The sequence below is a fragment of the Okibacterium endophyticum genome (assembly GCF_054780075.1).
Window position 1 is genome coordinate 513,187 of sequence record NZ_BAAGXA010000012.1, and the last position, 11,866, is coordinate 525,052.

The window sequence follows — 11,866 nt, forward strand, 5'->3', positions numbered from 1 at the left end:
TCAGGCCACGACCTCGTCGGCGACACGGATGTCGACGACGTCTTCGATCACCTGGTTCGAGAGGATGTCTTCGGCGATCCTCTTCGCCGCGCTGAGGGTGTCTTCGGTGACGGGGCCGTCGACGGTCAGCTCGAAACGCTTGCCGATGCGCACCTCGGTGAACTCGTTCACGCCGAGGCGTGCGAGCGCCCCGGAGACGGCCTTGCCCTGCGGGTCGAGCAGTTCGGACTTCGGCATAACGTCGACGACGATTGTGGGCACCGTGATCTCCCGGATCTCAAAGGGGTGGATGCCACCATGCTACCCGCTGCAGTCCGGTGAACGTCCGCACCGGCCCGCACCGTCCTGCACGGCCTGACGCCGATCCCGCCGAGCGTTACGTCGTGGTTCACGATCTGTTTACCACCCCGTGGCGGCTCGTTCGACGCCGCCGCATACGGTGGGGCAGCGGCCACAGGGGAGCCGCATGAACGTGACGGGAAACTTCGATGCCACAGACGATGAAGACTGAGCGGCCGCATGAGGTTCTGCTCAAGCCGCCACCGTTCGCGATGGTCTGGCCCGGAGCGGGCGAGCGACACGCTCAGATCGCCGTGCCCGGGGTGTCTCTCGGTGACGGAGACCTGCTCGTGGAGGTCGAGCTCGCCGTGATCGGCGGCTGTGAACTGCAGATGGTGAGAGGTGAACAGTCGTCGACACCTCCGCTCGTGCTCGGGCACGAACAGGTCGGTCGGGTCGTCGCCGTCGGCGGGGAAGCTGTCGCCGTCGACGGCACCCGGCTGGTGGTGGGCATGCGCGTCGTCTGGTCGATCAGCGTGAGTTGCGGCGTCTGCGACAGGTGCGTGCGGGGCCTGACGCAGAAGTGCAGGAGCCTCGCCGTCTACGGCCACGACCGTGTTCACCGAGGGTGGGAGCTCTCCGGCGGCTTCGCCTCGCACGTGCAGGTCCTCGCGGGCACGGCGGTGGTGCTCGTCGACGAGGTGATCCCGGCAACAGTCGCCGCGCTGGCTCCCGGCGCCGTCGCAACGGCCGTCGCCGCCATCGAGGCGGCTGTCTCCGCCGTTGAGCTCGACGGGACGACAGTCGTCATCATGGGCGCCGGTGCGCTTGGGCTCGCCGCAACGGCCTTGGCGACCGACGCCGGTGCGACGGTGATCGTCGTCGACCCCCACACCAGACGCCGGGACATGGCTTTCGAGTTCGGAGCCGCTGCCGTCGCAGACCCGTCGGTCCGCGCCGGGGCGCCGACAGGCATCCAGTCCGCCCTGAGGACTGTTATGGCCTCTGGGGCGGGGGAATGCCTGGTTGCGATGGACATGGCAGGCACGCCGGACGCCGTGCACACGCTGCTGTCGCTGGCAGACGTCGGCGGCGTCGTCATCCTTGCCGGCAGTCTGTCGGCCGGAGGGATCGTCACGATCGATCCGCAGCAGATCGTCACTCGGCACCTGCAGGTCAGGGGTGTGCAGGACTACACAGCCGAACAGCTGGCGCGCGCTGTGCGCTATCTCGCGCGGGCCTGGCATCGCTATCCGTTCGCGGCGCTCGTCGGCACAACACTTGCTCTGGACCGCGCAGACGACGCACTCGAGCTCGCCGCGACAGGCGAGCATCTGCGTGTGGGGCTCTCGCCGAGGGTGTGACCGCCCGGACGCGGCGTCAGGTCAGGCGATGACAGCGGCCCGAGTGCCGCGCCGTGGACAGCGACGGCTGGCCCCGTCAATCCCGGGTCTTCGAACGTGACGACGCGTGACGGCGCTCGTCACACCCACGTTCCCCGCCGACCATACATCAGGCTTCTTCGCCCTGTCTTCTGCGCTTCCGCAGGTCGACGACGGCGAGCACGAGGGCGATGAACAGCAGGCAGACGACAACAGTGGTGCCGTGCACCATGGCGTGGCGATAGACGAGTGCCGAGTCGGAGATGTCTGCCTCGGCGAAAAACGTCGCGAAGAAGGTGCTCGAGGCGATGGCCACGCCCACGGCTGTCCCGACCCGTTGACCGACCTGTGCCACGGAGCCGGCGACACCGCCCTGCATCACGGGCACGTCTTCGAGTGTGAGCGTCTGGTTGGGAGAGATGACGAACCCGCCGCCTCCGCCGGCGATGACGAGCGCACCGCCCATCATCCACGGCATCAGGTCGGCTGGGGCGAACGTCGCGATCGGTATGAGCAGGCTCACCCCCACAACGGCGAGGATCATGCCGTAGAGCACCAGCTTGCGGCCCATCCTGTGCACGAGCTTTCCCCCGATCCACGAGGTGAGCGCAGACACGAGCGCATAGGGGATCATGACCATGCCGGCATATACGGCTGCATAGCCGAGTCCCTGCTGCAGAAAGAGGGTGGTGATCAGAAAGAGGGCGGGAAGCGCGCCGAAGAAGGCGGTGGCGATCAGGATCCCGTTGCGATAGGAACTGAGGGTGAAGAGCCCGAAGTGCACAACAGGCGATTTGCCCTGCTGCAGGTAGCGTCGCTCCCACCACACGAACGCCGCAGCCGAGACGGCGAACAGCACAAGCAGCCACCACCGCCCCGGGTCGTCGTCCGGCCTGCCGGAGGTGAGCACGAACGGAAGCATCAGGCTGAACGTCGCGACGCCGAGCAGCAGAACACCGACGAGATCGAGAGTCGAGCCCGCCGACTCGTGCCGCTGGCGTTTCGGCAGCAGACGCCAGGCGAAAGAGACGGCGATCAGCCCGAGCGGGATGTTCATCCAGAACAGCAGGCGCCAGCCGTCCGTTTCGCCGCCGACGGCGATGAGCAGGCCGCCGAGAGTCGGACCGAAGGCCGTCGACAGGCCGATGACGGCGCCGAAGAGCCCGAATGCCTGGCCACGCTCCTTGCCCAGGAACAGCTGTTGGATCAGGCCGAGCACCTGTGGGATCTGGATGCCAGCGGCGACACCCTGCAGCAGCCGGCCGACGACGAGCCATTCAATGGTCGGTGCGAGTGCGCACAAGAGGCTCGACAGGGTGAAGGCACTGAGGCCGATGATGAACATGTTGCGACGGGAACGGATGTCTCCGAGCCGGCCAGAGGGAACGAGCGCCAGTCCGAAGGCGAGCGCGTATCCGGCCACGATCATCTGCAGTTCCGTTGATCCCCCACCGAGCGAGTGCTCGATCGACGGCAGGGCGACGTTGATCTTCGAGATGTCGAGGATGGTCAGGGCGGCGACGCCGACGCACACCCAGAAGCTCTGCCACTTGACGCGTTCGGCCGACGGCCCGTCGCCGGGAGTCGCCGCCATCACGCGGCGGACGTCAAACGCTCGACGAGTTCCCGGTAGCGAAGAGCCGTGCGTTCGACGACATCGTGGGGCAGCGTGGGGGGCTGCCCGCTCCCTGACCAGCTCGCCGACAGCCAATCGCGAACGATCTGCTTGTCGAAGCTCGCCATACGCTCGGCGGCGGTTCCGTCTGCGGCGTAGCGGGCCGCATCCCAGTACCGTGACGAATCGCTTGTGAGAACCTCGTCGCCGAGTGTGATCCGGCCGGTGTGCGGATCACGGCCGAACTCGAATTTGGTGTCTGCCAGGATCAGCCCGCGGGCTTCGGCGATCGCCGAGGCCCGCTCATAGATCGACAGCGACAGGTCCCGGAGGGCTGTCGCATCCGCTTCTCCGATGAGCTCGACGCTGCGCTCGAACGTGATGTTCTCGTCGTGCTCGCCCAGCGGCGCTTTGAATGCCGGGGTATAGATCGGCTCGGGAAGAGCGTCGCCGTTGTGGAGCCCATCGGGCAGCGGGATTCCGCAGATGCTCCCTGTCTGTGAGTACTCGGCGAAGCCCGAGCCCGTGATGTATCCGCGCACCACAGCCTCGACGGGGAACATGTCGAGCTTCTTGACCAGCATGGCTCGCCCCGTGACGGCCGGGGGGATCAGGGATCCGGTGCCGCCGCCGGCGAGCGGCGTGTGATCGGGCACGAGGTGGTTCGGCACATCGGCGAGCTGATCGAACCACCACAGGCTCAACATGGTGAGCAGCTCGCCCTTGCCCGGAATGCTCGGCGAGAGCACATGGTCGAAAGCGCTCACGCGATCGCTGGCGACGACAAGCATCCGGCCAGCGAGAGCAGCGCCGAGCGGCTCGTAGAGGTCGCGCACCTTGCCGGTGTAGACGTGCCTGAAACCGGGGAAGTCAGTCGATTCGCTCACTGCACCATTCTGGCACCCGAACGTCGGCGCCCGAGCCCCTACACTCGTGCGGCGATGTCTGTTCTGTACTGCACGCCGTCGAGGCGGATGCGTCCGACGGCCTGATACGCGTGCTCTCTGGCCTCGGTGAAGTCTGCTCCGATGGCGACGACGTTGAGAACGCGGCCGCCGGTGGCATAGAGCGAGCCGTCCTGGTGTTCGGCTGTCGCGGCATGGACGATGCCGACTCCGCCGACGGCGGCTGCCTCGTCGAGTCCGCTGATCTCGCGCCCGGTGACCGGGGCGGACGGGTAGCCCTCGCTCGCGAGCACAACCGTGACGGCGCATGACGACGAGAACCGCGGGCGGTCGAGCGTCGAGAGTGTTCCGGTGGCCGCGGCGAGAAGCAGTTCAGACAACGGGGTCTCGAGCCGGGGGAGCACGACCTGGGTCTCCGGGTCGCCGAAGCGCGCGTTGAACTCGATCACGCGGATGCCGTTGTCACGTGGGTGATCACGCTTGGCGGTGAGGATGAGGCCGGCATAGAGCAGACCGATGAACGGTGTCTGCTCGACGGCGAGCCTGGTGATCACGGGTTGGGCGATGGTCTCGATCACCTCGTCCACGAACGCCGTCTCGCTGCCGAAGGTCTCGTCGAGCCACGGCAGCGGCGAATACGCTCCCATGCCGCCCGTGTTCGGGCCGCCGTCGCCGTCGCCGAGGCGCTTGTAGTCCTGTGCAGGAGAGAGCGGGAGCACCGTGTGGCCGTCGCTGACCAGAAAGAGCGAGACCTCCTGACCCTCGAGAAACTCCTCGATCAGCACGCTTCCGCTCGGCAGGTAGTGCTGCGCGTGGGCGAGAGCGGCGTCACGGTCGTCTGTGACGAGCACACCCTTGCCAGCGGCGAGGCCGTCGGCCTTCACCACATGGGGGGCGCCGAGGTCGTCGATGGCCTGTTCCGCCTCGGCCATCGTCGAGGCCCGCCGCGCGCGGGCCGTGGGGACGTGGGCATCGTGCATCACGCGCTTGGCAAAGGCCTTCGAGCCCTCCAGAGCGGCAGCGGCCCTTCCCGGGCCGAACACCGGAATACCCTGCTCGCGCAGCTCATCGGCGACACCGGCGACCAGCGGGGCCTCCGGACCGATCACCACGAGGTCCGTGCCTGACTCGATGGCGTGGTTGGCGACGGCCTGAGGGTCGTTCGGGTCGAGCTCGACGGTGGCGACGTCACGGGCGATGCCCGCGTTGCCGGGGGCGACCGTCACGCTGTGATCTGCGGACTCCGACAGAAGGGACTGGACGATGGCGTGCTCGCGAGCGCCTGAACCGAGGACGAGGATCTTCACGGTACTAGCCTAGGCTGCATGGCTCGTTCACGGATTCCTGACGATGTCGGTCGAGAGGCGCTCGGCCTGGCGGTGCGTGAGGCCGCCGGCCGCGACGAGATCGCCGTGGCCGTCAGATACAGCTTGCAGGTCCTCTCCGAGACCTCCCCTGGCAACACCGTCGAGGTGCGGGTGCCGCCGTTCGGCGCCGTGCAGTGCATCGAGGGTCCGCGGCACACACGGGGCACGCCGCCGAACGTGGTCGAGACGGATGCCGAGACCTGGCTCGCCCTCGCCACCGGTGCCACCTCGTGGGCGGATGCCGTGGCATCCGGCCGGGTGCATGCATCCGGCTTGCGCGCAGACCTCTCTGCACAGCTGCCCGTGGTGCGATCGTGACCGTCTGAGCCTCACTGAGCCTCACTGAGCCTCTCTGAGCCTCTCTGAGCCTCACCGACCTGACCCTCACCGCCGCGCTACCCCTCACCCGTTGACTGAACGGTAGCGGGGCTCAGTGCGCGGGCTCGTCTGGCCGGGTATCGAGCGGGTCTCCCGGTCGACGGCCGCACGCTCAGACGCGGGACCGTCCGGAGAGGTTGCCTGATGCCCATTCCCCCAGCTGATCGAGGATCGGCAGCAGTCGATCGCCGCTGTCGGTGAGGTTGTACGAAACGGCGACGGGGGGACCGGGGGCGACGGCGCGAACGATGAGCCCGGCGTCTGCGAGTTCAGCGAGACGATCCGCCAGAACCGCGTCACTGATACCCGGCACCGTGCGACGGAGCCCGCTGAACGTGGAGGCGCCGCTGCCGAGTGCCGAGACGATCATCCCGTTCCAGCGCTTGCCCAGCACCGAGAACGCGAGCGTCACGGCTGCGTCGCAGTACCTGTGCTCTTCCTCGGCCGGTGCCATGTCTCCATGATACGCGTGCTACATTCTCTAAAGCTACTCTGTTTTTATGAGTTGCTCAATAGTTACGATAGAGGAGAAACCATGGCCTTGTTCCGTCTCGACGCCAGCATCCTGCCCACAACCTCGGCGAGCCGGTCGCTCGCCGACCTCGTTGAGGGGGAATGGCTCTCGGCTCACCCCGCCTCGCACGTCGTTCGTCGCGACCTCGCCGTCGAACCGGTGCCGGCCACCGCGTGGGCGGACGCCGTCACCTCGGGCTTCATCGATGACGCCGACCGTACGGATCGCCAGCGTGCAGCCCGCGCCCTGGCGGCCGAGATCGCCGACGAGATGATCGACGCCGACGCGCTCCTGTTCGCCGTGCCGCTCTACAACTACGGGGTTTCGCAGCACTTCAAGACCTGGTTCGATCTCGCCTACACCGATCCCCGTATCGATCCACAGGGCACGGCGCTGCGCGGCAAGCCCGCCACGCTCGTCACCGTTCTGGGCGGAAACTACGCCGCTGGCTCACCCAAAGAGGGCTGGGACCACTCGAGCCCGTGGCTGCGGCGTGTGCTCGAGGATGTCTGGGGACTCGACCTGCGCGTTGTGGAGCGTCCCTTCACCCTCGTTGGCGTGAATCCCGCCCTTGACGCGTTCACCGACGTGGCCGCCGAACTCAAGCAGGCGGCCGAGACGGACGCGGTCCGCTCGGGCCGCGAGATCGCAGGGGTCGCCGCGACCTCCGCTCGCTGAGCGAGGTCTGGAGGACGTCGGCCGGCGGCTCGCGCCGCTCGGCCGAGTCCCACGGCCGTTCACGAGCTCTGCCGACGAGAGGAGTTTCCGCACGAACCACGCCGCGCGCTCCTCGATTAGTGACGCGCTACACGAAATAGAGGCGCGCGTCACAAATCGGCTAGCGCTCGCCGGCTTCAAGCGGCTCGTGGAGCGCCTTGCGCGCCACAAGCGCGCCTCCGGCGACAGCCGCCGGCATAACGAGGAGCGCGCCGCCCGGAATGAGAAAGAGCACAAACGTCGCCACCCCGAACCCGAGTGCTGTCGCACGGTGCGCCCCGAGCGCACGGCGCCGGTCTCGCAGCCTCAGGCCGCGACGCTCGAACGACACGGTCGTGAGCTCGAGCGCGAGAAACCATCCGCCCACAAAAGCGCCGATCACCGCAGACACGACGGTGCCGACCACGGGAACGAAGCCCACGAGAAACAAGCCGACTCCGATGGCGGCGGTGACCAGGAGCATCCGCAGCGCTTCGAGGATGCCCCGCCCCGCCGCCCGCCAGAACCCGACGTCGACCTCGTCCGGCACACCGCCGAACTGCCGTTCCGCCTCGTGCGAGATCGCTTCGAAGAACGGCTGGCCGATGATCATCGTCACCGCTGTGTATGTGGAGATCAGCAGCAGCACACCGAGACCGAGCAGAGCGAGGCCCACAGCTATGCGAAAGACCACACGCCATCCGTCGACCCAGTCGTCGGCGAAGGGCGTGAGCCAGGTCACGAGGTCACCCTGGTTGACCAGAAGAACGACGACGAGTGCCGTGTAGAGCAGCACCGTGATGAGTGCGGGGATCGCACCGAGCAGCATAAGCTTCGGCGATGTGCCCCACATGCGGAAGCCGCGTGCGAGCATGGCGATGCCCGAGAAGAAGCCGCGGACGACGCTGCGCCGCTCGGGCGACTGCGCGTGCGTTCTCATGCCATCAGGTTAACCGCTCGTCGCCGCACGCGTGAGCCGGCGGCTCGCCGCGACCCTTCTATGCTACTGATGAGTATGTAGACCTTTGAGTAGCCTCTGGTCAGGCTCGATCATGTGGAGGGTGAGCTGCAAAAGGTGCTGGGGTTCAACCTGCGACGATACCGGGATGCTCGTGGGCTCAGCCAGGAAGAGTTCGCCTCTGTTCTCGGTGTGCACCGCACGTACATGGGCGGAATCGAGCGCGGGGAGCGGAACCTCACGCTCAAGTCCGTGGAGCGGCTCGCAGAGATGATCGACGCGGAGCCCCTTGAGCTTCTTCGCGCGGACGGGCGGCTGCCGGAGCCGGAGTACGGTTGACGCCGGTGGTTATCCGTTCAGCCGCTCGAGCACGTCGACGATCTGCGCGCAGAGCCGGCCGGCGCTTTCGGGGCTGATCTCGAGACGCACCGCGGCGTCCTCCGGGAGGCCGATCGAGATCCACGGGTGGGTCTCGGACCGCCCCTGGAACGCGACCACGAGCACGTCGCCGATCTCGACGGAACGGCTCGGTGTGGGCGATGAAGGCCCGAGGCGTGCCAGGCGCACGGCTGGAACGTAGTGAGCCTCGGACTCGTGATCGCGATCGCCGCCGCGATCGCTCTCGTTGTGCTTTTTGACGCACCAGGACGGGCACGGATCGGGCAGCGGCCGCTGCTCTTCCGGCGGACCCTGCTCTGACGGCGTTTGCTCTTCTGCGGGATGCGGCTCGTTCTCGTGCATTCTCGTGTCTCCGGGTTCTCGTGGCACGAGTCCCGACCATTGTGCTCTCGGCAACCGACAGTGGGTCGGTGAAGGGATGCGTGCGACGGTGCTGTTCTCGTTCGTGCGCGGGCGAGACCGCATGACAGCACGCTATGCTCTGGGAATGGTGATGTCTACTTATAAGTAGCGCAGGCATCGTGCTGCGGAAGGGAGTCAGCATGCGCCAGGGAGAGCCGGCGAGTGAAATGACGGAGATCTACTTCGACGAGTTCGTGCGTTTCTATCCTCGAGACCCGGTGATCAAGGCGCACTATGACCCGGCTCGCGAGGAGCTCCTCGCAGCGCCGCGCACCTACTCCAGGCTCTTCGGCACTGTGCTGCACGATTATTTCAGCGGAGCCGGGCCCGAGGCCTCGTACAACGACTTTATGCTGTTCGTGCGCGACTACGACGCGTGGAACGCAGCGCATTTCGTCACAACCGTCCGGTCGATCGCCGCTTCGGCCTGGGGCAAAGACCCCTATGAGGCTCTCACCGCCATGCACTTCCACTCGCTCAACCGTTCCATGCTCGAAGAGTGGGCGCCGCTGATCTACGGCATGCCGCTGCCCAATCGCATGCGACAGCGCGACATGCAGATCGTGATCGCTCTCCATGCCTGCGGGATTCTGCGCGCACGGCATGCGCAGCTCCAGCAGCATGGAACCGATTATCTGGCGGACGGAAGCAGGGATCTGCGGGCAGCCCAGAGCGGGATGCTCACGGAGTCCGACCTCGCGATCGTCCTGTTGGAGATCTCGCGCAGCCGTCCCCACCTGGTGGTGCTGCCCGCGCCTCTGCAATTCGAGGCATCCGCTCCCGGCCACAACGTGGACTTTCTTGTGCTCGACACGAGGCGCAGAACAGTTGTGGGCATCCAGGCGAAGACGACGGTGTCAGACAAGGCCCACCAGGGCTATTCGCGCAACGGAATCGTGCTCGTGGACGGAAGCGTCGACCTGGGCAACTCGAGGCAGATTCGCCGGTGGGCGAGGAGCTCGACGGCATCCAGCGTGGCGTGGCCCGGTCTCATCGCGGCGCACTTCATCGCCTCGGCGCGGCTGGATGCCCCCGGGTTCCGGCTCTACGCCGACCGGATCGCGCCCGTGCAGCGCCTGGCCAAGAAGGCCACCCACGGAACGCGGAACTATCTGAACACCGCCGTCACTCATATCAGCGAGCGCATTCTGCCGAGGCTCTAGGGGTGTGTCTGACCGGCACCGCCGTCGTCAGCCGCGCGACGGCGGGGCGAACACGCTTCCTCGACCGAGGAGCACCCCGCCCCCGATCCCGATGACGGCCAGAAGAACGACCAGCGTCGCGAGCAGGGTGAGCAGCACAACAACCACGGCGGTTGATGATTCGTCAGACGACGATCGCTCGATGACCGTCGTCACCTCGACATCGTGGCTCTCCTGGTGCGTTCCTGCTGCGAGCGCCGACGCGAGTGGAGCGCTCTTCGGTGCGTTCGGTGCGGACGGCGGAGTGGGCGCAGATGGCGCGGTGACTGCAGGCCCTCCGCCGGCGATGCCGGCGACGGCGGATGCCGGGGGCGGGGCGATCGTGCACGTCGCGGTGAGGCAGACGGTGAGCGGATTGGCGGGCTTGGCGGCGTCGCGGGCGCCGTTGGATGTGTACCAGTACGCGCTCTGGCCCGTCACGTTCTGGAACTGGACGAAGTCAGCAGGGAACGACCCCCAGTGGGCGGCGTTCCCAGGAGTCCGTGCGGGCTGCACGCCCAGAGCGGGGTCGAGAGCCACCCCGAGGTAATCCGGCACGATGGTGAATCCCGTCTCTGAGACCGTGACCCCGGTGAGTGTCGCCAGGGTGATCCTGCGCTCGGGGATGGGCTCCCATTTGCTCTGGTCCTCCATGCTTGTTCCGTATCCGGACGCCGTCGCGGTGATCGTCCCCGTGCCGTCCGCATCGACCGTCAGCGCCGGATCCGATGCCGACCAGTAGGTCATCCCCCCGTAGAAGGCGACGGTGAACGCGCCGTTCCACTGGATCGACGCGGTGCCCGCCGTCAGGTCGACGGTTCCTGTCCCGCCCGAGATCCGCACGGTGTTCCCCGTCGTCGAGCTGGTGCTGATGGTGGTGACGGTGTCACCGTCGACGGTGCGGCATTTGTCTGCCCAGGTCGGCGTCGTCGAGCGGCCGTCCGAGGCGATCTTGAGGATCGTCGTGTTGCCGTCCGCTGCCCTGTAGAGCCCGTCGTCCGGAGCCCATGGAACGGCTCCGCCCTTGTCGCCGGCCTTCCCCGCCGAGAGAAAGTTGCAGCCGCCGAAGAAGGCGCCGGCGCCGGACTCGTTGTTGAGCGACCAGGCGAAGACGGCGTCGGTGACGGATGCCGGTCCGGTCGCCGTCTGCCGCACCGTGAGCCTTGCCGCATCGCTCGCGACCTCGCCGAAGGCGTTCGACGCGACGGCCCGGAAGCGGGCTCCGTCGTCGGCGACCGTGGCGGACAACGTGTATGTGGTGCCGGCCGCGCCCGGGATGTCGTTCCAGCTCTGCCCGTCGTTCGAGCGCTGCCAGCGGATCGAGACATCCGTGCCGCCGGTCGTGACGGAGAACACCGCGGGAGTACCCTCGGCGACCGAGGTGCTCGCGGGCTGGGTGACGATCGTCGGGCGCCATTCGGGGTCGACGGCTGTGACGGTGAGCGTCGCAGCGGCGCTGGTCGCGATGATGCCCTCGTCTGTGACGAGATGCACCCGGAACAGGGTGCCGTCGTCTGCCATGACCGGGGTGACGGTCAGCTGGGAGGTCGTCGCGCCGGGGAGGTCCTCCCACTCCGACGTTCCACGGGCCTGCCGCTGCCACTGGTAGCCGAAGCCGCCGCCTGAGGCCGCAACGGTGAACCGTACGTCGACGCCCTCCGGGGTGGAGGCCGATTCCGGGTGCCGGATGAATGCGGGTGGTTGGGTCTCGCCACCGGAGTAGCTCACGGTGAGGGGGTTGGCGGGTTTGGCGGGGTCGCGTGATCCGCCGGAGGTGTACCAGTACGCGC

12 protein-coding genes and 1 pseudogene are annotated in these 11,866 nt (G+C 67.3%); 5 read left to right on the plus strand and 8 right to left on the minus strand.

Going from position 1 to position 11,866, the window contains the following annotated elements:
• Entirely contained in the window at positions 1-261 is a 261-nt protein-coding gene (gene purS / locus ACYVF5_RS16405) for a phosphoribosylformylglycinamidine synthase subunit PurS (RefSeq protein WP_460948374.1), read from the minus strand.
• A 227-nt stretch (positions 262-488) separates the two neighbouring features.
• On the opposite strand from purS, the gene ACYVF5_RS16410 reads away from it, so the two are divergent.
• Positions 489-1,643 carry an alcohol dehydrogenase catalytic domain-containing protein gene (locus ACYVF5_RS16410; RefSeq protein ID WP_460948376.1) on the plus strand — a complete coding sequence of 385 codons (1,155 nt, stop codon included), beginning with the start codon at positions 489-491 and terminating at the stop codon, positions 1,641-1,643.
• Positions 1,644-1,791: 148 nt separating this feature from the next.
• On the opposite strand, the gene ACYVF5_RS16415 is transcribed toward ACYVF5_RS16410, so the two are convergent.
• From ACYVF5_RS16415 to purD, 3 genes are read right to left on the minus strand one after another with little or no spacing between them, the layout of a single operon-like run.
• Positions 1,792-3,255 (minus strand): MFS transporter, encoded by a 1,464-nt coding sequence (locus ACYVF5_RS16415; RefSeq protein ID WP_460948378.1) that lies wholly within the window; start codon positions 3,253-3,255, stop codon positions 1,792-1,794.
• Positions 3,255-4,163 carry a phosphoribosylaminoimidazolesuccinocarboxamide synthase gene (locus ACYVF5_RS16420; RefSeq protein WP_460948380.1) on the minus strand — a complete coding sequence of 303 codons (909 nt, stop codon included), beginning with the start codon at positions 4,161-4,163 and terminating at the stop codon, positions 3,255-3,257. Before ACYVF5_RS16420 ends, ACYVF5_RS16415 begins: the two co-directional genes overlap by 1 nt.
• Positions 4,164-4,201: 38 nt before the next feature.
• Positions 4,202-5,488 carry a phosphoribosylamine--glycine ligase gene (gene purD, locus ACYVF5_RS16425; RefSeq protein ID WP_460948382.1) on the minus strand — a complete coding sequence of 429 codons (1,287 nt, stop codon included), beginning with the start codon at positions 5,486-5,488 and terminating at the stop codon, positions 4,202-4,204.
• A gap of 18 nt (positions 5,489-5,506) precedes the next feature.
• Here purD and ACYVF5_RS16430 point away from each other — a divergent pair, with 18 nt between their 5' ends.
• Entirely contained in the window at positions 5,507-5,866 is a 360-nt protein-coding gene (locus ACYVF5_RS16430) for a sterol carrier family protein (protein WP_460948384.1), read from the plus strand.
• 172 nt (positions 5,867-6,038) lie between these two features.
• Here ACYVF5_RS16430 and ACYVF5_RS16435 read toward each other — a convergent pair whose 3' ends face one another.
• Positions 6,039-6,380 carry a winged helix-turn-helix transcriptional regulator gene (locus tag ACYVF5_RS16435; RefSeq protein WP_460948386.1) on the minus strand — a complete coding sequence of 114 codons (342 nt, stop codon included), beginning with the start codon at positions 6,378-6,380 and terminating at the stop codon, positions 6,039-6,041.
• Positions 6,381-6,461: 81 nt separating this feature from the next.
• On the opposite strand from ACYVF5_RS16435, the gene ACYVF5_RS16440 reads away from it, so the two are divergent.
• Entirely contained in the window at positions 6,462-7,118 is a 657-nt protein-coding gene (locus ACYVF5_RS16440; protein ID WP_460948388.1) for an NAD(P)H-dependent oxidoreductase, read from the plus strand.
• 160 nt (positions 7,119-7,278) lie between these two features.
• Here the strand turns inward: ACYVF5_RS16440 and ACYVF5_RS16445 are convergent, their stop codons facing one another.
• Entirely contained in the window at positions 7,279-8,076 is a 798-nt protein-coding gene (locus ACYVF5_RS16445; protein ID WP_460948390.1) for an EI24 domain-containing protein, read from the minus strand.
• Positions 8,077-8,190: 114 nt separating this feature from the next.
• On the opposite strand from ACYVF5_RS16445, the gene ACYVF5_RS16450 reads away from it, so the two are divergent.
• Positions 8,191-8,433 carry a helix-turn-helix domain-containing protein gene (locus ACYVF5_RS16450; RefSeq protein ID WP_460948392.1) on the plus strand — a complete coding sequence of 81 codons (243 nt, stop codon included), beginning with the start codon at positions 8,191-8,193 and terminating at the stop codon, positions 8,431-8,433.
• A 9-nt stretch (positions 8,434-8,442) separates the two neighbouring features.
• Here ACYVF5_RS16450 and ACYVF5_RS16455 read toward each other — a convergent pair whose 3' ends face one another.
• A complete protein-coding gene (locus ACYVF5_RS16455) occupies positions 8,443-8,958 on the minus strand; it encodes a DUF6907 domain-containing protein (protein WP_460948394.1) in 516 nt (171 codons plus the stop codon).
• Between the two features lie 77 nt (positions 8,959-9,035).
• On the opposite strand from ACYVF5_RS16455, the gene ACYVF5_RS16460 reads away from it, so the two are divergent.
• Positions 9,036-10,058: a hypothetical protein gene (locus tag ACYVF5_RS16460; protein WP_460948396.1), complete on the plus strand. Its 1,023-nt coding sequence runs from the start codon at positions 9,036-9,038 to the stop codon at positions 10,056-10,058.
• A 27-nt stretch (positions 10,059-10,085) separates the two neighbouring features.
• Here ACYVF5_RS16460 and ACYVF5_RS16465 read toward each other — a convergent pair.
• A pseudogene (locus tag ACYVF5_RS16465) lies at positions 10,086-11,866 on the minus strand (hypothetical protein); the annotation flags it as partial.